At 65.9% G+C, this 23,635-nt stretch carries 20 protein-coding genes; 8 read left to right on the plus strand and 12 right to left on the minus strand.

What is annotated here, in order from left to right; genetic code table 11:
• Window positions 1-159: 159 nt before the first annotated feature.
• Complete coding sequence (locus BFD71_RS03765; protein ID WP_069261965.1) at window positions 160-1,692, minus strand: RNA polymerase factor sigma-54; 1,533 nt, start codon at window positions 1,690-1,692, stop codon at window positions 160-162.
• Window positions 1,693-2,028: 336 nt separating this feature from the next.
• Here BFD71_RS03765 and BFD71_RS03770 point away from each other — a divergent pair, with 336 nt between their 5' ends.
• Window positions 2,029-2,376 carry a BON domain-containing protein gene (locus BFD71_RS03770; protein ID WP_069261966.1) on the plus strand — a complete coding sequence of 116 codons (348 nt, stop codon included), beginning with the start codon at window positions 2,029-2,031 and terminating at the stop codon, window positions 2,374-2,376.
• A gap of 106 nt (window positions 2,377-2,482) precedes the next feature.
• Here BFD71_RS03770 and BFD71_RS03775 read toward each other — a convergent pair whose 3' ends face one another.
• Window positions 2,483-3,535, minus strand: coding sequence for an aldo/keto reductase (locus tag BFD71_RS03775; protein ID WP_069261967.1), 1,053 nt, complete (start codon window positions 3,533-3,535; stop codon window positions 2,483-2,485).
• Window positions 3,536-3,777: 242 nt separating this feature from the next.
• On the opposite strand from BFD71_RS03775, the gene BFD71_RS03780 reads away from it, so the two are divergent.
• A complete protein-coding gene (locus tag BFD71_RS03780; protein ID WP_141710561.1) occupies window positions 3,778-8,376 on the plus strand; it encodes a DEAD/DEAH box helicase in 4,599 nt (1,532 codons plus the stop codon).
• Window positions 8,377-8,409: 33 nt separating this feature from the next.
• On the opposite strand, the gene BFD71_RS03785 is transcribed toward BFD71_RS03780, so the two are convergent.
• Window positions 8,410-10,611, minus strand: a complete 2,202-nt coding sequence (locus BFD71_RS03785; RefSeq protein ID WP_370684242.1) for a heavy metal translocating P-type ATPase — start codon at window positions 10,609-10,611, stop codon at window positions 8,410-8,412.
• A 93-nt stretch (window positions 10,612-10,704) separates the two neighbouring features.
• On the opposite strand from BFD71_RS03785, the gene BFD71_RS42775 reads away from it, so the two are divergent.
• Together BFD71_RS42775 and BFD71_RS03795 are read left to right on the plus strand one after the other, a co-directional pair.
• A complete protein-coding gene (locus BFD71_RS42775) occupies window positions 10,705-11,067 on the plus strand; it encodes a hypothetical protein (RefSeq protein WP_370684243.1) in 363 nt (120 codons plus the stop codon).
• 37 nt (window positions 11,068-11,104) lie between these two features.
• Window positions 11,105-11,590: a Cd(II)/Pb(II)-responsive transcriptional regulator gene (locus tag BFD71_RS03795; protein ID WP_069261969.1), complete on the plus strand. Its 486-nt coding sequence runs from the start codon at window positions 11,105-11,107 to the stop codon at window positions 11,588-11,590.
• 15 nt (window positions 11,591-11,605) lie between these two features.
• Here BFD71_RS03795 and BFD71_RS03800 read toward each other — a convergent pair whose 3' ends face one another.
• Window positions 11,606-13,066: a M20 family metallopeptidase gene (locus BFD71_RS03800; protein ID WP_069261970.1), complete on the minus strand. Its 1,461-nt coding sequence runs from the start codon at window positions 13,064-13,066 to the stop codon at window positions 11,606-11,608.
• 172 nt (window positions 13,067-13,238) lie between these two features.
• Between BFD71_RS03800 and BFD71_RS03805 the strand changes: the two genes are divergently transcribed.
• Window positions 13,239-13,559, plus strand: coding sequence for a superinfection immunity protein (locus tag BFD71_RS03805; protein WP_069261971.1), 321 nt, complete (start codon window positions 13,239-13,241; stop codon window positions 13,557-13,559).
• Between the two features lie 219 nt (window positions 13,560-13,778).
• Entirely contained in the window at window positions 13,779-14,411 is a 633-nt protein-coding gene (locus tag BFD71_RS03810; protein ID WP_069261972.1) for a LysE family translocator, read from the plus strand.
• An 89-nt stretch (window positions 14,412-14,500) separates the two neighbouring features.
• Here the strand turns inward: BFD71_RS03810 and BFD71_RS03815 are convergent, their stop codons facing one another.
• Window positions 14,501-14,788, minus strand: a complete 288-nt coding sequence (locus BFD71_RS03815; protein ID WP_069261973.1) for a YodC family protein — start codon at window positions 14,786-14,788, stop codon at window positions 14,501-14,503.
• A 134-nt stretch (window positions 14,789-14,922) separates the two neighbouring features.
• Here BFD71_RS03815 and BFD71_RS40285 point away from each other — a divergent pair, with 134 nt between their 5' ends.
• Complete coding sequence (locus BFD71_RS40285) at window positions 14,923-15,222, plus strand: hypothetical protein (protein ID WP_141710562.1); 300 nt, start codon at window positions 14,923-14,925, stop codon at window positions 15,220-15,222.
• A gap of 180 nt (window positions 15,223-15,402) precedes the next feature.
• Here the strand turns inward: BFD71_RS40285 and BFD71_RS03820 are convergent, their stop codons facing one another.
• The 6 genes from BFD71_RS03820 to BFD71_RS03845 all read right to left on the minus strand — a co-directional run bounded on the left by BFD71_RS03820 (window position 15,403) and on the right by BFD71_RS03845 (window position 21,527).
• The gene (locus BFD71_RS03820) at window positions 15,403-15,969 is read right to left on the minus strand and encodes a carboxymuconolactone decarboxylase family protein (RefSeq protein ID WP_069261974.1); all 567 of its coding nucleotides are present in this window, start codon (window positions 15,967-15,969) and stop codon (window positions 15,403-15,405) included.
• 114 nt (window positions 15,970-16,083) lie between these two features.
• The gene (locus tag BFD71_RS03825) at window positions 16,084-17,430 is read right to left on the minus strand and encodes an aspartate aminotransferase family protein (protein WP_069261975.1); all 1,347 of its coding nucleotides are present in this window, start codon (window positions 17,428-17,430) and stop codon (window positions 16,084-16,086) included.
• A 28-nt stretch (window positions 17,431-17,458) separates the two neighbouring features.
• Window positions 17,459-18,523, minus strand: coding sequence for a C45 family autoproteolytic acyltransferase/hydolase (locus BFD71_RS03830; RefSeq protein ID WP_069261976.1), 1,065 nt, complete (start codon window positions 18,521-18,523; stop codon window positions 17,459-17,461).
• A gap of 204 nt (window positions 18,524-18,727) precedes the next feature.
• Complete coding sequence (locus tag BFD71_RS03835; RefSeq protein ID WP_069261977.1) at window positions 18,728-19,588, minus strand: MurR/RpiR family transcriptional regulator; 861 nt, start codon at window positions 19,586-19,588, stop codon at window positions 18,728-18,730.
• A 144-nt stretch (window positions 19,589-19,732) separates the two neighbouring features.
• Window positions 19,733-20,179, minus strand: a complete 447-nt coding sequence (locus tag BFD71_RS03840; protein WP_069261978.1) for a type II 3-dehydroquinate dehydratase — start codon at window positions 20,177-20,179, stop codon at window positions 19,733-19,735.
• 4 nt (window positions 20,180-20,183) lie between these two features.
• On the minus strand, window positions 20,184-21,527 hold the full coding sequence (locus tag BFD71_RS03845; protein WP_370684245.1) for an MFS transporter: 1,344 nt from the start codon (window positions 21,525-21,527) through the stop codon (window positions 20,184-20,186).
• A gap of 128 nt (window positions 21,528-21,655) precedes the next feature.
• Here BFD71_RS03845 and BFD71_RS03850 point away from each other — a divergent pair, with 128 nt between their 5' ends.
• A complete protein-coding gene (locus BFD71_RS03850) occupies window positions 21,656-22,441 on the plus strand; it encodes an IclR family transcriptional regulator (RefSeq protein ID WP_069261980.1) in 786 nt (261 codons plus the stop codon).
• Between the two features lie 498 nt (window positions 22,442-22,939).
• Here the strand turns inward: BFD71_RS03850 and BFD71_RS03855 are convergent, their stop codons facing one another.
• Entirely contained in the window at window positions 22,940-23,584 is a 645-nt protein-coding gene (locus BFD71_RS03855; protein ID WP_069261981.1) for a DUF429 domain-containing protein, read from the minus strand.
• Window positions 23,585-23,635: the final 51 nt, after the last annotated feature.

The following is a 23,635-nucleotide window of genomic DNA, read 5'->3' on the forward strand; positions in this document are numbered from 1 at the left end:
CGCGCGCGGCGCTTCGCCCTGCGCTGGGTGCGCCACAAATAGCCGATCGCGGCGCGCGTAACGTCACGTGCGGTCCACGCGCTACCACACGTGTCGTTACGCCGGTCACGCGCCGCTGACCTCCCCCCGTCTTCCGGCACGCGGAAGAAACCGCATGCCTCAAATCTGCCGGCGCATCTCAGCCGCTGGCAGCTTCATCATCTGCCGATACTTCGTGACCGTGCGGCGCGCCACCTGCACGCCCTGCTTTTCGAGTTCCTGCGTGAGGATGACGTCGGAAAGCGGGTCGCGCGGATCTTCGGCGTCGATCATTTCCTTGATGAGCGCGCGCACCGCAGCCGCCGAGCACGTGCCACCCGTGCGCGTCTCCAGCTCGCGCGGGAAGAAGCGCTTGAACTCGAAGATGCCGCGCGGCGTGGCCATGTACTTGTTGCCCGTGGCGCGCGAGACGGTCGACTCGTGCAGACCTAATTCGTCGGCGACGTCGCGCAGCAGCATAGGCCGCAGCGCGATTTCGCCGTACTGGAAGAACGCCTTCTGACGCGCGACGATGCACTCGCCCACGCGCAGGATCGTCTCGCAGCGCTTGTGCGCGTTGCGGATCAGCCAGCGCGCTTCCTGCAGCTGCTGAGCGAGCGGCGAGCGGCTCGTCTGATCCGAGCGCGCGAACATTTCCGCATAGAGCTTGTGGATGCGCGCGCGCGGCTCGATGGCCGGGTTCACGCTCACCACCCACTTGCCGCGCACCTGGCGCACGATCACGTCAGGAATGACGTAGCCGCCGTCCGCGCGGCCATAGTGGTTGCCCGGTTTCGGATCGAGGCGGCGCACGAGCGCACTCGCGGCCTGCAGCGAGGCGGCGTCGCAGCCGAGCTGGCGCTGTAGCTCCCCGTGCTCGCGGCGCGCGAGGCGTTCGAGATGCTGCGAGACGATCTGCAAGGCCAGTTCGCGATGCGGGGTGTCATGCGGCATCGCCTCGAGCTGAAGCACGAGGCATTCGGAGAGCGAGCGCGCACCGATCCCGGGGCGATCGAGCGTCTGCACCACCCGCAGCGCCACGCGCAGACGGTCCTCGTCGAGCGCGTCGCCCGCGCCCTCCACATCGGCGAGATCGGCGAGGTCCTGACGCAGGTAGCCGTCGTCGTCGAGTGCCTCGATCACGATCTGCGTTGCGATCCGGTCAAGGTCGTCGAGCGGCGAGAGGCGCAGCGCCTCGTGCAACTGCTCGCGCAGCGTAACCGGCACGCGCACCCAGTCGGAGGCCTCGGAATCGCCATCCTCGCCGCCGCGATAGCTCGACGTGCGCAACGCGCCGGGCGTTGGCATCTCGGCGGTGTAGCCCGAGCCTTCGTCGCTGTAGCTGGCCTCGGCGTACGAGGTCTCGGCGTAGGGGGACGCTTCCTGCGCCATGCCGGCATCGAGGCCGGACTCGCCGGCGCCTTCGGTCGCCATGGCGGGAACTTCGGCCGCGGGCGCCGCCGCGGAGCCGATGCCCGCTGCGCCGTCGGCCGCTTCGGCAGCCTCGCCGGTCTCCGAGGCGGGCGGGACATATTCGAGGAACGGATTGGTGTCGAGCGCCTCGCGCAGCTCCTGCTGGAATTCGAGCGATGACAGTTGCAGCAGCCTCACCGCCTGCTGAAGACGCGGCGTGAGCGCCAGATGCTGGCGCGCGTGTAACGCGATGGAAGGCATGGCAATCCCGTTTTGTTGAATTGAGTGGTAACACCGCTCATGCAACAGCCATGCCAGTTTTTACAACGCACTGTTTTGAAACGGGATCGGCACTTGCAACGCCTACGACGCGAGCCTTTTTCCGACCCCACCGTGGAGATTTTTACAACGGTGCGGAAAAATTTGTGCGCGCGCCGGTCGGGGAAACCGGGTCGCGTGAATCGGCCGCAATCCCGCATAGTGGGCTGCGCAGACGGCTTCCAGCAGGCTTTCAACGGCGTGCGCAGCGAGCACCGGCGCGGCGAGGCACGCACCTTGCGGAGGGAAGCTGCGACCACAACCAGAAAGGGAGTAGCCATGAAGCGCATCCTGATCCTCAAGACCGCGGCTGGCGCCGCTTGCATGACGTTCGCACTTCTCGCCGGTGCGCAGACCACGACGAACAGCTCCGCGCCCGCGGCCAGTTCGGAGTCCATGGGCCAGCACGTCGACGACGCAACCATCACGACCAAGGTCAAGGCCGAACTGCTCGGCGCGAAGAACGTGAAGTCCGAACACATCCACGTGAAGACGCGTAAGGGTGTGGTCTCGCTCACCGGCACCGTGCCGAGCGCCGAGGACCGCGACAACGCCCGGCAGGTCGTGGAAGGCGTCTCGGGCGTGACCTCGGTGAAGAACCATCTGAAGGTCTCGGCGGCGAGCTGACCGATCGGCCGGGCAACCGGATCGACCCAGTTTCAGGCCAGACCGCGCCGGCGGCTTCCACCGCCGGCGCTTTTCATTCCAGCTTCGTTCCCGCGTCATTCCCGCGTCATTCCTCTTCCTGCCGCGATTGCCGCAGCTGCGCGCGCCGCTGCTCGCCCTGACGCGCGAGCATCCAGCCCGGATACTCGGCGGGCAGTCCGCTCGCCTCGCCCAGCACGCCTAGCTCCTCGACACTGAGCTTCACTTTCGTGGCCGCGATGTTGTCGTCGAGCTGATCCACGCGTTTCGCGCCGATGATCACCGATGTCACCGCCTTCTGATGCAGCAGCCACGCAAGCGCGATCTGCGCGACCGACACGCCTTTGGCCTGCGCGATAGGCCGCATCGCGTCCACGCAGTCCCATGCGCGCTCGCGGTTCACCGGCGGAAAATCGAAGGTCGTGCGGCGGCTGCCCGCCTCGCCTTGCTGGTCGCGCCCATACTTGCCGCTCAGGAGCCCGCCCGCGAGCGGACTCCAGACCATCAGTCCGAGCCCCTCGCTCTCCAGCATCGGCACGAGCTCGCGTTCGAGATCGCGCCCTGCGATCGTGTAGTAAGCCTGCAGCGACTCGAAGCGCGCGAGCCCTTCGCGCTGCGCAATGCCCAGCGCCTTCACGATCTGCCAGGCGGCCCAGTTCGAAACGCCGGCGTAGCGCACGTGCCCCTGCTGCACGAGCGTATCGAGCGCGCGCACCGTTTCCTCGATCGGGGTGACGGGGTCGAAGGCGTGAATCTGATACAGGTCGATGTGGTCGAGCTGCAGTCGCTTCAGGCTCGCCTTCACGCCGTCCATGATGTGATAGCGCGTGGCGCCGCGCTCGTTCGGCGACGAGCCCATTTCGCCGAACACCTTGGTCGCGATCACCACCTGCTCGCGCGGGATCTTGAGGTTCTTGAGCGCCTGGCCGGTGATCTGCTCGGAAACGCCTTGCGAGTAGACGTCGGCGGTATCGATGAAATTGACGCCCGCGTCCAGCGCGCGGCCAACGAGCCGTTCGGCGTCGGACTGCTGGAGATCGCCGATCTGGTTCCAGATGCCGGTGCCGCCGCCGAAGGTCATCGTGCCGAGGCAGAGTTCCGAAACGAACAGGCCGGTGCGGCCCAAGGGGTTGTAACGCATGGTGTGACTCCGTCGTGGGTTCGAGGGAAAGTCCAACGCGGCGAGGATACTGCGTTCGGGCCGCGCCTGCCGGATGGCCGTCACGGCTTGAAACGCAGCAAGGCGGCCGTACATTCCTGCCTGCACCCTGCAACGCCAGCAGCCGCATCGCCCCGCGCCAGGCAGGCGCGCACGAAAGCTGCGAGACTGGGAGACGTGCAATGCCGCCGCCTCTGCCGCTTTTCTTGCCGCACATCGCCCGCATGACAACGCCTTCGCCCGTATCCGATCCGCACGCCCCGGCAGCCGCCGCCAGTCAAGACGGCGAGCAAAGCGACGTGCTCGCGCGCTTTCATCCGGCTGTGGCCGGCTGGTTCCGGCGCAGCTTCGACGCGCCCACTGCCGCGCAACGCGCCGCATGGCCGTTAATTGCGAGCCGGCGCGCGACGCTGGTGGCCGCCCCGACCGGCTCGGGCAAGACGCTCACCGCCTTTCTCGCCGCGCTCGACGAACTCGTGCGCGATGGCCTCGCGAACGGTGGCGCACTGCCCGACACGACGCTTGTCGTTTACGTCTCGCCGCTCAAGGCGCTCTCCAACGACATCCGGCTCAATCTGGAACGGCCGCTCGAAGGTATCGGCGAGGAACTCGCGCGGCTTGGCTTGCCCCCGGTCGACATCCGTACCGCGGTACGCACCGGCGATACGCCGCAGCCCGAGCGTGCGGCGCTGCGCAAACGCGCGCCGCACATCCTCGTCACGACGCCCGAATCGCTCTACGTGCTGCTCGGCTCCGAATCGGGCCGCCGCATGCTGGCGAGCACGCGCAGCGTGATCGTCGACGAGATTCACGCGCTCGCGGGCAACAAGCGCGGCTGCCATCTCGCGCTGAGCCTCGAGCGGCTCGATGCGTTGTGCGGCGCGCGTCTGCTGCGCATCGGGCTGTCGGCCACGCAAAAGCCGATCGAAACCGTCGCGCGCTTTCTGGTGGGCATGGGCGACGCGGCGCAAGATCCGAATGCAAACCCGCCCGCGTGCGAGATCGTCGATGTGGGCCATACGCGCAAACGCGATCTTGCGATAGAAATGCCACCCGTGCCGCTCGAAGCCGTGATGGCAAACGACGTGTGGGAGCGCGTGTACGACCGCATGGCCGAACTCGTCGCCATGCACCGCACGACGCTCGTGTTCGTCAACACGCGCCGCATGGCCGAGCGCGTGGCGCGCCATCTCACCGACCGTCTGGGCGCCGAAGCCGTGGCAGCGCACCACGGCAGCCTCGCGCGCGAGCATCGGTTTCTCGCCGAGCAGCGACTCAAGAGCGGCGATCTGCGCGTGCTTGTGGCGACGGCGTCGCTCGAACTGGGCATCGATATCGGCGACGTCGATCTCGTGTGCCAGATCGGCTCGCCGCGCTCGATCGCGGGCTTCCTGCAGCGCGTCGGGCGCTCGGGCCACCAGGTCGGCGGCGTGCCGAAGGGACGGATCTTCCCCACGTCGCGCGACGACCTGATCGAATGTGCGGCGCTGCTGGATAGCGTGAGGCGCGGCGAACTCGACCGCCTCGCGCTGCCGCAAGCGCCGCTCGATGTGCTCGCGCAGCAGATCGTCGCCGAAGTGGCCTGCGAGGCCTGGGAAGAAGACGCACTCTATGCGCTCGTGCGGCGCGCCACGCCATGGGCGGCGCTCGAGCGCGCGCAGTTCGACGCCGTGCTGCGCATGCTCGCCGAAGGTTACACGAGCCGCCACGGGCCGCGCGCCGCCTATCTGCATCGCGACGTGGTGAGCCACACACTGCGTGCGCGGCGCGGTGCGCGGCTCGTCGCGCTCACGTCGGGCGGCACGATTCCCGACAACGCCGACTACTCGGTGCTGCTCGAACCGCAGGGCGTGCAGATCGGCACCGTCAACGAGGACTTCGCCGTCGAAAGCCTCGCGGGCGACGTGTTCCAGCTCGGCAACGCGTCGTACCGGATCCTGCGCATCGAGGCGGGCCGCGTGCGCGTGGAAGACGCCCAGGGGCAGCCGCCCAGCATTCCGTTCTGGCTAGGCGAGGCGCCAGGTCGCAGCGACGAGCTTTCGTTCGCGATTTCGCGGCTGCGCAAGCAGGTGGAAGTCGCGCTGATCGATGCGAGCGCGAGCGCTGGCGCGACGGACGACGCCGCGTCGCCCGCCGTGGTCGATCGCGCCACGGCGGCGCTCGCCACATCGCTCGAGATCGACGATGCCGCCGCGCGCCAGATCGTCGAATATCTCGCGCGCGCCCGCGCCGCGCTCACGGTGTTGCCCACCCAGGACACGCTCGTCATGGAGCGCTTCTTCGACGAGGCGGGCGGCACGCAGCTCGTGATTCATACCCCGTTCGGCAGCCGCCTGAACCGCGCGTGGGGTCTCGCGCTGCGCAAGCGTTTTTGCCGCCAGTTCAACTTCGAGCTGCAGGCCGCCGCGACCGAGGACGCCATCATCCTCTCGCTCACCGGTGCGCACAGCTTCGCGCTGGACGAGGTATGGCGCTATCTCCATTCGAATTCCGCAGAACATCTGCTCGTGCAGGCGCTGCTCGAGGCGCCGCTGTTCGGCGTGCGCTGGCGCTGGAATGCGACCACGTCGCTCGCGCTGCCGCGTCAGACCAGCGGACGCAAGACGCCGCCGCAGATCCAGCGCATGCGCAGCGAAGACTTGCTCGCGGCCGTATTTCCCGACCAGGTGGCGTGCGTCGAAAACATCGCGGGCGAGCGTGAAGTACCGCGCCATCCGCTCGTCGACCAGACGCTCGACGACTGCCTCCATGAGGCTATGGATACCGAAGCATGGATCGCGCTGCTGCGGCGCATCGAGGCAGGCGACCTGAAGCTCGTAGTGCGCGAACTGCCCGCGCCCTCTGCGCTCGCGGCCGAAATCCTCACCGCGCGCCCCTATGCGTTCCTCGACGACGCCCCGATCGAAGAGCGGCGTACTCAGGCCGTGCTGTCGCGCCGGTGGAGCGACCCAGAATCCACCGACGATCTCGGCGCGCTCGACCCCGAAGCGATTGCGAGCGTGCGCGAAGAAGCCTGGCCGCAAGTGCGAGACGCCGACGAAATGCACGACGCCCTCACGAGCCTCGGCGTTCTCGCCGAAAGCGAGGCGCAGCAGGCGCCGCAGTGGCTCGCATGGCTCGCCGATCTGGCGGCGGCGGGCCGCGCAACGCGGCTACCGGTCTCGGATCACGACGCGCTGTGGGTGGGCATCGAGCGGCTTGCGTGTGTTCAGGCCATCTATCCCCAGGCGCAGTGCGAGCCGCCGCTCACGCCGCCGCCTGAATACGCGGATACGTGGACCGAGGACGCGGCGCTCGTCGAGATCATTCGCGCCCGACTGTCGGGCTTCGGACCGCTCACGATCGCGCAGGTGGCGCGGCCGCTCGCGCTGGAGGCGAGCGTGGCGGCGCTCGCGCTCACGCGCCTCGAAACCGAAGGCACCGTGATGCGCGGACGCTTCACGCCGCAAGCGATGGGCGGCGGCCAGGAGGAATGGTGCGAACGCCACCTGCTCGCGCGTATCCACCGCTACACGGTGCGCAAGCTGCGGCGCGAAATCGAGCCGGTCGAGCGTCACGACTTCATGCGCTTCCTGTTCGAATGGCAACGGTTGGCCCCCGGCATGCGCGGCTCGGGCCGCGATGCGCTGGCGGCCGTGCTCGACCAGCTCGAAGGGTGGGAAGCCTCGGCGCTCGCATGGGAGGACGAAATCCTGCCGGCGCGTATCGACGATTACACGCCCATGCTGCTCGACGAGCTGTGCCGCTCGGGGCGGCTTGCCTGGGCGCGGCTGCCCGCGCGTGCGGCAGCCGCTTCGACGGTACGCAGCACGCCGGTCGTGCTGCTCGCGCGCCGCGAGCTGGCGCGCTGGATGGCGCTCGTCGAAACGATCGACACGGGCGGCCTGTCAGCGCGCGCGCAGCGCGTGTACGAGGCGCTGCTGCGGCACGGCGCGATGTTCTTCGACGAACTCGCTGCCGACGCGCACCTGCTCGGCGTCGAGCTGGAGAACGCGCTCGGCGAACTGGTGGCGGCAGGCCTCGTCAACGCAGACAGCTTTGCCGGGCTGCGCGCGCTCGTGAAGCCGGCGGCGCAGCGCAGCGCGCATCACGGCAGACGCCGGCCGCGCGGCTTCGGGCCGCTCGCCGGCGGCATGGCCGACGCGGGGCGCTGGGCGACGCTGCGGCGTGTTGCGTTGGCCAAGGGATTGGCCGATGCGTCGATCACTCCTCTTGCGGAACTGAACGATGAAACCGCGTTCGTCGGGACAGAACCGGCTGTATCGAATTCGGGCGTAGCAGCGGCCTCACGCTCGGAGGCGCTTGCACGTGCCAGGCAAACGACCGCCAGCGCCGCGCGCCGGCCGCCCGCCGACCCGGATCTGCTGGAGCACGTCGCCAACGTGCTGCTGCGCCGTTATGGCGTGGTCAGTTGGCATCTGCTCGGACGCGAGGCCGCGTGGCTGCCACCGTGGCGCGACCTGCTGCGCGTGCTGCATCGCATGGAGGCGCGCGGCGAGGTGCGAGGCGGGCGCTTCGTCACCGGGATTTCGGGCGAGCAGTTCGCGCTGCCCGAAGCCGTGGCGCTGCTGCGCGACGTGCGGCGGCGCGCTGCGGCACAAGGCGAAGGCGGCGCGCTCGTTTGCGTGAGCGCCGCCGATCCGCTCAATCTCGTCGGCACGCTGCTGCCCGGCGAGAAAGTGCCCGCGCTCGCCGGCAACCGCATCGTGTTCCGCGACGGCGTGCCGGCCGCCACCCTGATTGCCGGCCGCTTCGGCTTTCTCGGCGAGTTCGACGAAAGCACCCGCGCCGAACTCCGCGCCCGCCTCGCGAAGCCCTGGTGAGGCGCGCTGGGCGCACGCGGGCGGGACTGGTTGTTAGTTGCGTTGCTCTGCCTGCGCGGAAGGCTTCAACACGTTGCGCGTGCCGTCGAAATGCCGGCGCACGCGCAGACCGTTCGCCACGACGAGCAGACTCGCGCCCACGTCGGCGAACACGGCCATCCAGAGCGTGGCCTCGGCCGCCATCGCGAGCACGAGAAACACGGCCTTGATGCCGAGCGCAAGCGCGATGTTTTGCTTGAGCACGCTCGCGGTCTTGCGCGAGAGGCCGATGAACGCGGCGATTTTGCGCGGATCGTCGTCCATGATCGCGACGTCGGCGGTTTCGAGTGCGGTCGCGGTGCCCGCCGCGCCCATCGCGAAGCCGATGTCGGCGCGTGCGAGCGCGGGCGCGTCGTTCACGCCATCGCCGACCATTGCCGCCATCCCGTACTGCTTCGAGAGCGCGGCGATCGCGTCCTGCTTGTCCTGCGGCAGCAGATTGCCGCGCGCGTCGTCGATGCCGAGTTGATCGGCGATCGCCCGCGCGGTCGACGCGTTGTCGCCGGTCAGCATGACGGGCGTCACGCCGAGCGCGCGCAAGGCGCGCACGGCCGGTGCGCTTTCCGTACGCAGCGCGTCGGCCACGGCGAACACGGCGACGGCCTCCTGCGGCGCGCACAGCACGATCGCCGTCTTGCCCGCTAGTTCCAGCGCGGCCAGCTGCGCTTCGAGTTCGGGCGAGCACAAACCGAGCTCCTCCACCAGACGGTGATTGCCGAGGCGCCAGAGCGTGCCGTCGACGCGGCCTTGCACGCCGCGACCGTTCAGCACCGCGAACTGATCGACGGCGAGCAGGCGTGCCTCCGGCTGTCGCGCCCGCCAGCCTTCGACCACCGCGCGGGCGACGGGGTGCGTACTCGCATCGTCCAGGCTCGCGGCAATGCGCAGTGCTTGTTCTGTCGAAAGCGGCGGTTCGCTGGACGCCCCAGCGCCGACCAGCGCCCGAATCGGCGCCTTGAGCACATCGGTCAGGACAGGTTCGCCGCGTGTGAGCGTGCCGGTCTTGTCGAGCGCGACGGCCTTGAGCAGCCGGCCGCGTTCGAGCCACACGCCGCCCTTCACGAGCATGCCGTGGCGCGCGGCGGCGGCCAGGCCGCTCACGACCGTCACCGGCGTCGACACGACGAGCGCGCACGGGCAGGCGATCACGAGCAGAACGAGCGCCTTGTAGAGCCATGCACTCCACGCGCCGCCGAAGACGAGCGGCCCGGCCAGCGCCAGCACCACGGCAAGCACGACCACGGCCGGCGTGTAGTAGCGCGCGAACTGGTCGACGAAGCGCTGCGTGGGCGCGCGCTGCGCCTGCGCCTCCTGCACCGCCGCGGCGATGCGAGCGAGCGTGCTGTCCTTCGCGGGCGCGGTGACGAGCGCTTCGACCACGCCATCGACGACGATGCTGCCCGCGTAAAGCACCGCGCCGGTTTCCTTGTCGACAGGCAGGCTTTCGCCCGTGATCGGCGCCTGATCGAGCGCAGCTCGGCCGGCGATCACGCGCGCGTCGAGCGGCACGCGCTGGCCTGTACGTACACGAACACGGCTGCCGACAGCCACATCGCCCACCGCGCACTCGCACCATTCGCCTTGCCCGGATGCGCCCTCGCTGGGTTGCCAGACTTCGGCGGTCTCAGGCGCGAGCACGGTCAGCGCACGGATGGCCTGACGGGCGCGTTCGAGCGACAGCGCCTCGATTTCCTCCGCAAGGGCGAACAGGAACACCACCATCGCCGCTTCCGGCCACTTGCCGATTGCAATGGCGCCGATCAACGCCAGCGACATCAGGAAATAAATGTTGATCGTGAAGTTGCGCAGCGCGATCCAGCCCTTGCGCAGCGTGGGCAGACCCGCGCACACGATCGAGATGGCTGCGCAAGCGAGTACGAGCAGGCTGGTTTCCCGGCCGGTGCGCCAGGCGAGCACCTCGGCGCCTGCGGCTGCCACGCCGCTCACCGCCAGCAGCAGCTTCTGGCGCAGTACGAGACCGACCGGCGCAGGCGGGGCGTCTTGCGCGGACGCGCTTTCATCCAACTCACGCGGCGCCATGTCGAGTGCGCGCAGCGCGGCGACGACCGGTTGTGTATCGTCGAGCCGATGATGGACAGTCAGCTCGCGCGCGAGCAGGTCGAAATCGAGGCGCACGACGCCCGGCATGGGTTCGAGCCGGTTGCGGATCAGGCGCTCTTCGGTCGGGCAATCCATGTTTTGGATGCGCCAGCGAGCGCGGCGCGTGCCTTCGGGCGCCGGAGCCGTGTTGCGCTGACTTTGCGGCGGCGTGCTGTGCGCAGTGTCGCCGTGACAGCAGCTATGGGCGTGCGCGTGGCTGTTCGGCTCGGTTTGTCCGTGACCGTGCTCGTTGTCGTGGTCATGGTTGTGGCCGTGACCGCGGCCGTGCTCGTTGTCGTGGCCGTGCGCATGGCCTTGGTCGTGGGCGTGCTCGTGACCATGGGCACGATCATGGTCTTGTCCTTGATCCTGGTCGCGCCTATGCCCGTGGCCGCCGCACGCGCCGCCCACGCCGCCAGACCCGTGAGCGCCGCCCACCGTCCGTTCCTCATCACGCGCGCGAAGGCGCTGCGCAATGCCGAGCCGCGACACGTAGCTCTGGTTCATAGCCGGTTTCTCCCAAAAGTGACACAATCATTGAACAGCCTGTAGCCACTACAGGGTCAAGTGATTTGGGAGAGCCGCGACCATGCGAATTGGTGAACTGGCGCGCTGCGCGCACTGCGACGTCGAAACGGTGCGCTTTTACGAGCGCGAAGGCCTGCTGGACGAGCCCGCGCGCGAAACCAACGGTTACCGCAGCTACACGGCCGTGCACGCCGCGCAGCTCAACTTTATCCGTCATTGCAGGTCACTCGGCATCGGGCTCACGGACATTCGCATGCTGCGCCGCTTCCAGGCCGACCCGAGCCAACCCTGCGACGAAGTCAACGAATTGATCGACAGCCAGATCGAGCGCATCCATCAGCAGATCGAAGCGATGCGCGTACTCGAGCAGCAATTACGCACGCTGCGCGAGAGCTGCCATGCCAATCAGAGCAGCAGCGCGGAGTGCGGGATCATGAAGAGTCTCGAACAGCCCGTCGACGACGAAAGCTGCTCATGCCATGGTGACGGGCACGCTGCACAGGACGCGCCGCCTGCAGACGGCGCGCCTTCCCCTCACCGCCACTAGCCGCTCAAGGGCAATTCAAGGCGCGGCGGCGATCACTTCGGCCACCGTGGCCGTGAGCTTCTTCGCGTAGGGCACATGGAGGAACTCGTTCGGCCCGTGCGCGTTGGACTTCGGGCCGAGCACGCCGCACACCATGAACTGCGACTTGGGAAACCCTGCCTGCAGCACGTTCATGAGCGGGATCGTGCCGCCCTGGCCGAGATACGCGCAGTCCGCGCCGAAATGCGTGCGCGAGGCGGCGTTGAGCGCTTCCGAGAGCCACGGAGCGAGTTCCGGCGCGCTCCAGCCGTTGGCCGCGCCCGCGTCCGGCCTGAAGGTGACCTTGGCGTTATACGGCGGATCGAGTTCGAGCAGCGCCTTCAGTTCGGCTACGGCCTTCGAAGCCTCGACTAGCGGCGGCAGGCGCAGCGAGAGCTTGAACGCCGTCCGCGGCCGCAGCACGTTGCCGGCGTCGGCGAGTACGGGCAGGCCCGCCGCTCCCGTGACCGAAAGCGAAGGCCGCCACGTGGAGTCGAGCAGCGCCTGCTGCGGGTCCGTGGTGGTGGGCAGCACGCGCCGGCCGTCCTGGCCGCACGCCCAAGGCATGGTCTTCCAGACGCTTTCACCAAGGATCTTCGCCGTGGCCTCGGCTTCGCTCAAGCGCTGCGAGGGGATCGCGCAATGGAAACCCTTGGGCAGCAGCGTGCCGCTCGCGGCGTCTTCGAGACGCTCGAAGAGCTGCCGCATCACGCGGAAACTGGACGGCGCAATGCCGCCGTAAGAGCCCGAGTGAATGCCCTCCTCGAGCACTTCGACTTCGAGGTCGCCCGCCACGAGACCGCGCAGCGACGTGGTGAGCCAGAGCTGGTCATAGTTGCCCGCGCCCGAATCGAGACACACGACGAGACCGACGTTACCGAGCCGCTCGCGCAGCGCGTCGACATAAGGCAGCAGGTCGTAGCTGCCCGACTCCTCGCAGGTTTCGATGAGACCCACGCAACGCGGACGCTCGATGCCCTGCGCGTCGAGCGCGGCGAGCGCCGTGACGCTCGCGTAGATCGCGTAGCCGTCGTCAGCGCCGCCGCGCCCGTAGAGGCGGCCGTCTTCGAGCTTCGGCGTCCAGGGGCCCAGGTCGTTGCGCCAGCCCGCGAATTCCGGCTGCTTGTCGAGGTGGCCGTAGAGCACGACCGTCTCGCTGCTACCCGAGCGCGTGGCGGGTACCTCGAAGAAAATCACCGGCGTGCGATTGGGCAGGCGCACGATCTCCAGCTTCAGGCCGCGCACCGGCTGCTGTTCCGCCCACTTCGCGGCCTCCTGCACGACGCGCTCGAGATAGCCGTGCTGGGCCCACTGCGGATCGAATGCCGGGCTCTTGGCCGGCACCGCGATGTAGTCGGTCAACGCGGGCACGATCTCGTCATGCCATTTGCGTTCGACGAAGGCGCGCAGTTCGTCGTGGTCGAGTTGACGGGTGGCCTCGGACGGGTCGGAGATCATGGTGTGGGTTCCCAGCGATGAAAAACCCGATGATAGACCCGAACCCCCACCGGCCGACACCCCTCGCGCCCGGTGATGGCCGTCCGGCCAAGGCATGGCGTGCGCTCAGGGCCAATCCGCGCGACAATGATCGTTCGGGCATATTCCGCCCTTTTTTCTGGAGAATGGAAATATGGTGAGCCGTTCCGTCTTCGAGATCATCGTTCTCGCAGCGGTGGTCGCGCTCTACTTTCTCCCAGCGCTGATCGCCGACAGGCGTCAGCGTCACGACCTGCTGGTCATCGCAGTCTTCAATGCCGTGCTCGGCTGGACACTGCTCGGCTGGCTGCTGGCGCTCTTCTGGGCGCTGCAACCGAATCCGCCGAAGGATCTCGGCGGCCAGACCAGGATTCGCAGCCGCCGGCTGGGGATGCTGCTCTTCTCGCGCCGGCTCGACGACCGGGTCCAGGCGCGCGAAACCCGCGCCACTGAGAGCAAGCGCTCGCCGCATTGAGGCCGTCGCGGCTTATCCGTTTGGCCAACGTTTCAGGCCATGGCGCGCAAGCGCTGCCGTCGCATGAAATAATCACCGGGAATCAACCTGCGTTGGCCGCGCCGTTTTGATCGTTTTGATCGCCCTATATCTGGCTGAAGCGCTCAGCGTTGTGCTCATCGCTCGAGTCGCCTTCACACCCATCAGCAACCCAAGCAAACATCAACACGGAGCCTCGTCATGCCACACGCCGCCCCGCTGCTCGCCTTTGCCGCCGTCGCACTCGGCATGGCGCTCACGCCCGGACCCAACATGATCTACCTGATCTCGCGCTCGATCTGCCAGGGGCGCAAGGCGGGCCTGATCTCCCTGGGCGGGGTCGCGCTCGGCTTCGTGTTCTACATGCTGTGCGCCGCCTTCGGCATTACCGCGTTGCTCATGGCCGTGCCGTTCGCCTACGACGCGCTGCGCCTGGGCGGCGCGCTCTATCTGTTCTGGCTCGCGTGGCAGGCGCTCAAGCCCGGCGGCCGCTCGCCGTTCCAGGTGCGCGAGTTGCCCGCCGACCGCCCGCGCAAGCTCTTTCTGATGGGGTTCGTCACGAACCTGCTGAATCCGAAAATTGCCATTCTGTATTTGTCGCTGCTGCCGCAGTTCATCGACCCGCATCACGGGAGCGTGCTCGCGCAGTCCATCGTGCTCGGCAGCGTGCAGATCGCGCTTTCGATCAGCGTGAATGCCGCCGTGGCGATGACGGCGGGCACGATTGCAGCGTTTCTCGGCGACCGGCCGGGCTGGCTCAAGCTTCAACGCTGGCTCATGGGTACGGTGCTGGCCGGCCTCGCCGTGCGTATCGCCGCCGAAGGCCAGCGCTAAAGCAAACGGCCGGGCGCATCCGGCCCGGCCGCTACTTCATCGTATTTGACGCGCCTGTGGCGCGTGTGCAGTCTGCGTGGGTCTACGCCTCAGACCCTGCCGATAGCCCTTCCGCCAGCCGGACTGCGCATCTTGACGAACGCCGCGGGAATCGAGCGCGGTTCGATCTGCACCATGTCCTGAGCGAACATGTCCTGGCGCAGTTCGCCTTGCTCGTCGAACCACTGGCAGATCAGCCAGTGACCGCTGGCAAAGCCAACCGGACCGGCATACATGACGGTCATGCGCGGACCGCCCGATTTCAGGGTGACAACGTCGCCAATTCCGGCCATGGCAGCGAGCGGCTTTTCGGCTACGTCGATGGTCGTATCAAGCATGATGTGCCCCGTTAAAAAAGTCGCACAGAGAAAAAACCCGGGCGGGTTAGCCCCTGGCGCCCGCCCGCCCTTTCGATAATCAGAATGGGACGGTCATTAATAAGTTTGGCAAGACTAACAACTCGAATTAATGCGTGCAAGTGGTTTCCAATAAACCTGCTGAAAACCCTGTTATTCGACGCACGCCGAAACCCCCGTTTAATCCCTTCCCGCACAATTTACGCGGAAAGCCGTACATGGCTGGAAAAAGCTACCGGGCAAGGTTTCCCCCGAAACAGTCATATTATTTCGAATCCACAACCAGAAAATCCCGCAATGCAGCGGCAATAAACATGGCACACGGCAACTGCATTAACGATTTCGTCCAAAAACCGGAAGCCCTGCCAGAGCGAATGGAAACGATTTCTACGCGGATAAACCGTCCGTTCGATTAATTCGCCCACGCCGCACTTGAACTGTTCTCCTAGGGGGAAATCCTCATGTTTTACCGATGCCCTCAAAATTCTGCGGTTGAAATACGGTTGTCACTTAAATGGAATTGCAGTGCGGTGCAAAAAAATGCCCCATCCGGCAAAACCGGATGGGGCTGCGCGCGCAGGACGCGGTCAGTCCGCTTATTCGGCAAACGGCAAGGTCGTCTGGCCTTCCGCGCGCATGGCGAAGACATTGAGCGTCATTGCGACGAGCGCGTAGTAGCCAAGCAGCCCGACCAGGTTGATCGTGGTTTCGTAGCCAAAGCGCTCGACGGCACGCGCGTAGGTCGCGTCGGACACACGCTTCGCGTCGTACAGCTCGGTCGTGAACGCGTAGATCAGCGCGTCGTCGGGCTCGTCGAACCGGGGCGCGACGCCCGTGCGGATCTGCTCGGCCAGCACCTCGGGCACGCCCGCCTTCAGGGCGATGGGATAATGGATGTACCACTCGGCCTGCGCCTGCCAGCGCGCGGCCGTGACGAGAATCGCCAGTTCTGAGAGGCGCAGCGACAGGCCTGTCTGGTAACGACAGAACGCCCCAAGGCGCTGCGCATGCTGCGCCAGTTCCGGGCTGTGGATCCAGCCGAGGAACGGACCGTTGAGGTTGCCGCGCGGACCGGAAAGGATCTCGTCCAGCACCGCCTTCTGCTCCGGCGTCGCTTGGGCAGCGTCGAAAGCGGGAAGCCGCGAGGTCGGGTTTTGCGTCATCAATGGACTCCGTTGGAGGTTATGACCGGCGCGCGCGACCGATTGCGGTCGCCGCGATCTCGGCCGCCGCTAGCGGCGGACAGTTAGTTGCACTTCAACTCCATACAGCGAAGCTTACGCCGGGCGCGCCACGCCCGTTACGTCGAGCGCACCGTCGACGGCCGCGGCAAGCCGCTCGACGATCGAGTCGATGTTCTGCTCCGTGCAGATGAAAGGCGGCGCGAGCAGCACATGATCGCCGTTGCGGCCGTCCACGGTGCCGCCCATCGGATAGACCATCAGGCCGCGCGCGAACGCCTCGCGCTTGATCGCCGCGTGCAGCTTGAGCGCCGGGTCGAAGGTGGCCTTCGTGGCGCGGTCCTTCACCAGCTCGACACCGACGAACAGGCCGCGGCCGCGCACATCGCCCACGTACGGATGGTCCGCATAACGCTCGCGCAGACGCGCACGCAATTGTTCGCCGCGGGCGAGCACGTTGGCGAGCAACTTCTCCTCGGCGATCACGCGCTGCACTTCGAGCGCCGCCGCGCAGGCCGTGGCGTGGCCGATATACGTGTGGCCGTGCTGGAAGTAGCCGCTGCCGCCCACGATCGTCTCGTAGATGCGCTGGCTCACGAGCGTCGCGCCGATCGGCTGGTAGCCTGCGCCCAGGCCCTTCGCGATCGTCAGCAGGTCCGGCGCAACGCCGTCCTCTTCGCAGGCGAACAGATGGCCGGTGCGGCCCATACCCGACATGATCTCGTCGAGGATCAGCAGCACGCCGTAGCGGTCGCACACCGCGCGGATCTTGCGGAAGTAGTCGCGCACGGGCGGCACCGCGCCGGCCGTTGCGCCCACCACGGTTTCCGCGACGAAGGCCGCAACCGTTTCGGAACCGAGTTCGAGAATCTTCTGCTCGAGTTCATCGGCGAGGCGCTGCGCATAGGCCTCGTCGGTCTCGCCTTCGTGGCGCTCTCGGTACGCAAAGCAAGGGCTCACGTGATGCGATTCGATCAGGATGGGCAGGAACGGCTCGCGGCGCCACGCATTGCCGCCGATCGCGAGCGCCCCGAGCGTGTTGCCGTGATAGCTCTGCCGGCGCGCGATGAAGTGGCGGCGCGCAAGCTCGCCCTTCTCCACGAAGTACTGGCGCGCGAGTTTGAGCGCGGCCTCGATCGCCTCCGAACCGCCCGACACGAAGTACACATGGTCGAGCCCCTTGGGCGCCGCGGCGATGAGGTGATCGGCGAGTTGCTCCGAGACCTCGGTCGTGAAGAAGGAGGTGTGCGCGTACGGCAGTTGCTGCGCCTGACGCTTGATCGCGTCGATCACGCGCTGGTTGCTGTGGCCGAGGCATGAAACCGCGGCGCCGCCGCTTGCGTCGATGTAGCGCTTGCCGGTGGAATCGATGATTTCGATGCCTTCGCCTGCCACCGCGACGGGCAAGCTTTGCTTCGGCATCCGGTGAAACACCTTGGTCATATGTGTCCTCGATGAAGTCCGTGAATATTTAGCGGTTCGCGCCGTCTGCATGGCGCGCGTTCGAATCGATAAAGCGGCCAAGCACGCGCTCGCCGCCCTGCCAGACGTCGAACGCCACGCCGCGCGGCTCGACGCGCATGCAGGCGGTGGCGAGCGTGTTCTCGTCGTCGGGGTCGTGCGGATCGTCGCGGAAGATCGGCAGGCCGGCGCCCGCGCGATCCTGCAGCACCTGCACGAAAGCCGCGCCGTCGGGCTGCGCGCCAAGCGCGGGCAACAGCTCGGCGAGACGGGTCTGGCGATCGCGCGACGAGTCGGTGACGATCTGCGCCTCACGCTCGCAGCCCGAGTGAATGAGGTGATTCGCGTGTCCCGAGGGCGCGCTCACTTCGCGCGCCGAAGCGCGCTGCGCAGTGGCTTCGACGCTAACCACACGCACCTCGCCCGCCCCGTCGGTCCCGCCGATCGTGTGGTGGAAGCCGCTCGCGCGCGGCGTGTCGCGCAGCAGCGCGATGGCTTCTTCCAGCGTCGCGCAATCGAGCACGGCGCGCGCCAGGATCATGCGCGGCACACCCACGCGCGGCTCGCGGATGCGCACGTTGTTGATCGCTTGCGCAAGTCCCGCACGCGTAGCTGCGAAGGTATGCCCCGGCAGCGAGCCCGGATAGTAGAAGCTGAGGAAACCGGGCTTTCCGTCGGGTTCGACCTCGACCACGCTGCAGTGGCCATGCAGCCAGGGGTCACCGTCTTCGTTGTGCGCGATCAGGCCCACACCCGGCGTGCGCACCGCGAGCGTCGTGCAGCCGTCCGGTGCGTGGTGGATCAGTTCACCGCGGCAATTCCAGAGGAACAGGTCTTCCGCGGACCAGTCCAGCGCCTGCGCCATTGCGTCGATTTCCGCGACATAGGTCGGAAAATACTGTGCGGCTGCGGCGCGCAACTGCTGCGCAAACGCACTGCCGCGCCAGCGGCTCACCGCCCGCCAGGCGCTGCTTTGCGCCATGTAATCCGCAAAGATCGGCTTCACGTGTGCGCCGAGCTGCCGGCCGATCGCCTCAGGCGAACCGGCCACGCGGATAGTCTTGAGTTCCTGCATCTGTTTCTCGCTTTTGCTACCGGTATGGGTCTACCTCTTCCTATAGTGCGCTTTATACGTCACCGCAACATATGTTGTCAAATTAAAAATCGATCACAACAAATGCGATGGAAACGAGCAAAGCAAAGCCGGATGCCTGCTCACAACGACATCCGGCTGCGGGAAAACAGGCGCGAAATGGCGCGGAAATGCCGGGGGTGGCGCTCAGGGCACGTAAGCGCCGCGTGCGTTCAAGGAACGCTCGGCCTGTTCGAGCTGCGCGATCGCGCCCGAGCCTTCGAGCGCCAGCAGATGGGCGACGAGCGACTCGGCCAGGGCCGTCGCAGCGACGAGCGAAGGGAAAAACGATGGGCTTTCGTGCGTGAAGATCAGCGCCTTGTCGGCGTTCAGCGCAATGGGCGAGACGGCGCTGTCGGTAATCGCGATCAGGCGGCTGCCTTTGGCGAGCGCGGCCTCGGCCACGCGCACCGCCTCGACCGAATACGGTGCGAAGCTGACAACAATCGTTGCGCTGTCGCGCTCGATGCCGAGCAACTGCATCTCCAGCGTCCCCGCCTCGCCGCCCAGCAAGGAAACCGAAGGCCGGAACAGGCGGTATCCGTAGACGAGCCCGAACGCCACTGCATAGCACGAGCGAAAGCCCGCCACGTGCACATGCTTCGCGCGACGCAACACGCGCGCCGCCTCGACCATCGAGCGGGTATTGTGCGCGGCGCTCGCCTCCAGATTGTGCTGTTGTGCCACGAGCAGGTCGCGCGCGAGGCCGTCCTTCGCATTGCCCGCCACGAGCGAGCGGGCCCGCGAGGAAAGCGGCTCCGGCCGCGTGCGCACGCGCGCGACGAACAGGTCCCGCAGCTCGTTCCAGCCCGGAAAGCCCAGTTGCTGGGAAAGCCGCACGAGCGAAGCAGGCTGCACGCGGGCGCGCTCGGCCACTTTGCGCATCGACGAAACGGCCACTTCGTCGGGATGGTCGAGCAGGAAGGCAGCGCCGGTCTGGAACTGCGGGCTCAAATCGGAGAAACGCGCGCGGATCAGCGCGGCGAGCTGGTCGAAACTGTCTGGCATGCGTCGCTCTGGCAGTGGGTGACAACAAATGTTACCACCGGTGTTGCCGGATGTTGCAAGTCGGGACAGATGACGATGTCGCGCATGCCGACGGACGCGGGCTCCATCCAGGCGCCCGCGTGCTTCATACATCGAAGAGTCGGTTCAAGCCTGTTTGCCCCACAGATCGTCAATCGCACGGATCGCGAGCAAGTATCCGTTCGCTCCTGCCCCGCAAATTACCGCGGTGGCCGCCACCGAAATCGTCGAGTGACGATATTCTTCCGAGCGTTGGTGAATATTGGTGATATGCAATTCCACGACTGGCCGGCGGATGAGCTTGACTGCGTCGAGCACCGGAATCCGACCGAATGAAAAGCCGGCCGGATTGATGATCAGCGCGGCGTCCTGCAGGAATGCTTCCTGAATCCAGTCGATCAACTCGCTTTCGCTGTTCGTTTGACGAAATACGCAGTCGAACTTGAGCGCGTCGGCCAGCGTGAGGCAATTCTGTTCGATGTCCTTCAGCGTAGTGCTGCCATAAAGATGAGGCTCCCTCGCGCCCAGCATGTTCAGGTTGGAACCATTGAGGATGTAGAGTTTGCGCGTCATGGTGTCAGTGTGTAGAAGAGCGTTCGAGGACCGTGTCCTTGGTTTCCCGGGACATTGCGATCGCCAGGAAGGAGATCAGATTCAGCGAGCCGCAGACCGCTACGATGGCCCACGGGGAACCGTGAAAGGCATTGAGCAGCGCCACGGCGACGATAGGCATCGGGCCGCCGGTGAGCAGGTTGGCTCCCGAATACGACAGTGCGGACCCTGTGTAGCGCGCCTCGGTCGGGAATGACTCGGCGAACCAGACTGGCTGGATGCCGCTCTGGAACTGTGTAAAGCCGAGGAACGCGCCCATGACTGCCATCGTCATCGCGATCGAGTTGTGGTTGAGGATTGGAAAGTAAATCAGGCAGCAGATCAGCGTGCAGGCCGAACCGATCATCAGCGCACGTTTGCGTCCGATCCGATCGCTCAGATAGCCGCCCGCCAGCGCGCCCACGATGGCGCAGACATTCGCCACCATCAACAGCATGAAACCGGTCTGCTTAGGTACGCCGAGGTGTTTCGTCAGGTAGCTGAGCGAGAAGACCACGATCAGATAAAACAGCGCGGCCGGGCCGCAGAAGAACAGCGTCAGGCGCAGCGCGGTGCGCCAGTGTTTTTTGAAGACCGTGCCGAGCGGATTGGCGGCGCGTGTGGATGCGCCAGTCCTCTTGAGCACCTCGAACGCCGGTGTCTCGCTCACCTTCCTGCGGATGTAGATGCCGAGCAGCACCAGAACGAAGCTCGCGAGAAACGGCACTCGCCAGCCCCAGGTATCGAAGTCGTCCGATGAAAGCAACGCGGCCAGCGTAAAGAGCGAAAAGTTGGCGAGAATCTGGCTGAGTGGCGAACAAATGCCAAGCAGACCTGAATACCAGCCGCGTCGGTTGGCAGAGGCATGCTCCACCGCCATCAATTGCGCGCCCGTCGATTCGCCGCCAAGCGCGAAACCTTGAATGATGCGCAGCGACACCAGCAGTGTCGGCGCGAGGATGCCAACCTGGTGGTAAGTGGGCAGCAAGCCCATCAGGAACGACGACGCGCCCATCACCGATACGGTGATCAGCATCAGTTTGCGGCGTCCCCAACGGTCACCGAGCATCCCGCAGATCACCGCGCCGAGCGGGCGGGCCGCCAATCCAGCCCAGAAGCTCGCCAGCGACGCGAGCAGCGCAGCAGTCGGGTCGAGCGACGGAAAAAACAGCTTGGGAAAGATCGTGGCCGCGACGACGCCATACAGCGCAAAGTCGAACCATTCGAGCGCTGTACCGACGGTTGCCCCCGCTACCGCCCGACGCGCCATCAAGTGAGCTTGCGCGGACCGCCCTTCCCCGGCGAGGTCCGAATCAGCAAAAAATGACATGTTGTCTCCTGGATTCTCGATATGGCGAAGCGTTCGTTTCTGGCGACGAACAGGTGCTATTGTTTGCGCTGGACAGGCGGGGTGTTCCGCACCGGAACTCCATTTCATAATATGGAAGTTGGCGAAAAATGTCGCTTAGAAACGGCCTGAGAATTCTCGATCTGCTGGCGTCGCAAGGCGAAGGTGCAGGCCTCGCGGCTATTGCCGATGCCTTGTCTCTGCCGCGCAGCACCTGCCACCGCCTGCTCGCCGAACTCATCGAAAGCGGGTATGTCAGGCAGCGGGTCGATCACAGCCGCTACATCCTTACCATGCGCATGACGTCGAACGGACTCGAATTCCTGAGCCTCACGGGCATCGCGGACATCGCCCAGCCGATCATCGAACGCGTCGCTGCCCAGACAGGCGAACTCGCGCGACTGTCGCTGGTGGATGGCGAAGCGATCATCTGGGTCGGGAAGGCGGACGGACAGCGCACCGGCTTCCGCTACGATCCCGACATGGGCCAGGCGGCACGACTTTCATGCACGTCGACCGGACATGCATGGCTCATGACGATGACCGATGAACAGGCGGCCTCGCTGGTCTTGAAGCAAGGCTTCGGACAGCCGAATGAGTTCGGACCCAATGCGCCGACGACACTAAAAGCGCTGTTGGGTTTCGTGCATGCTGCGCGCGTGCGTGGCTACGCGATGATCGACGAGGTGTTTGCCCCGCGTATGTCGGCAGTGGCGGCGCCCGTGGTGAACGGTTCGCGCTGCGTCGGCGTCATCAGTGTTGCCGGTCCCCGGGTACGGCTAACGACCGGGAAGATTCACGAGTACTCTGGACTGCTACGCGAGGCGGCCAATGAACTGGCCCAGTTGAGCAATATGGCGGGATTCTCACGTCGGCCGCCGCTCGGAAAGGGATGAGGGTGCAGAATCCAGTCAATATTTAAAATCGCACTGAAACGCAACACGTCCGGGGATGATCGGGTGTCGCTGAGTGAGTTTGCTTAGGGAGTGAGCAATAGTATCAGGAGCGGAAGCCAGGTGTTCAACGACATCATGGATTCCTATACGAAGGTAGGGCTGAAGGCCTGGCTGCTTTTTCGTAGCGACGTAGGTCAGTGCATACACTCCGCCAGTCGCGGTTTCAACCCGGACACTCAATCGCATTTCCCCGAGCCGTCCTTCTTGCTCAATTTGTCGAACACGAGTTTGTAGCCAGTCACGAACCCCGTGGTGACAACACTCGCTGACGGCAGCCTCGCGACGAGGCGTCGTACCGACATGTTGGAGCCGTACGCGAAATAAGTAAATTCGCTGCTCGAGTCCATAGCTGTAATTGCCCTTGTGACAACTGCAGTGGCACATAACGCACGGCAAGCCAACTGCAACGCGTTCCCGCACGGCGGCACGGCTTCAGCGTCAATACGTGTTCAAGGCCAGTGGAATCGGAACATGAATGTAACCACCTTTCACGTCGCCGTAAGCATATGTGCGCCCTTCGACCAGGTATCTCGCGGTCAGCGCACACAGCGCGGCATCGAAGTCGTCAATCGATTTCAAGCCAGAGGCGTCGATCATAGCGCTTTTCAGTACTTCGGGCCGCTGCCGGCGCTTCTCCTTCGCAGACGTCCCCTCCTTGCCGCGGAGAGCGCAAGTCACGGCATGGGGAAATGTTTCGAAGCTAACACGCCCGCCCTGGAAATCGCGAGATGACAGTAGCGGATAGTCGGAAGAAAAGACTTTGTAAATGGCTTCTCCCTTGAACATCCACCGGTAGAAGCGCCCAGGATTCTCATCGGCCCGCTGTCGGGTTGGCGTGGCGAAGGAAAAGATGCGTTGCCGCGCAAGTTCCCGTTCCGCACGCCGCCCTTTACGTTCGATACCCCATTGGCATGGAGCATCGATCCCGACGGCCTGCACGCCGTACTCGAGGCAGGCTCGCAGCATCTCCTGCGGGGTTTTGGTATCGGCAGGCCGGAAAGCTCGACTGCCCTCCAGAATGACCAGATGGCAGCCCTTCTTGTCACCGCCCACGTCGATGCCAGCAACCGTCCGTGTGTCCAAGCGGTCCCCGCCACGAGTAACAAGCGCTGAACCGGGCCGGAAGCAGGCTTC

The sequence above is a fragment of the Paraburkholderia nodosa genome (assembly GCF_001718195.1).
GTDB lineage: Bacteria > Pseudomonadota > Gammaproteobacteria > Burkholderiales > Burkholderiaceae > Paraburkholderia > Paraburkholderia nodosa_A.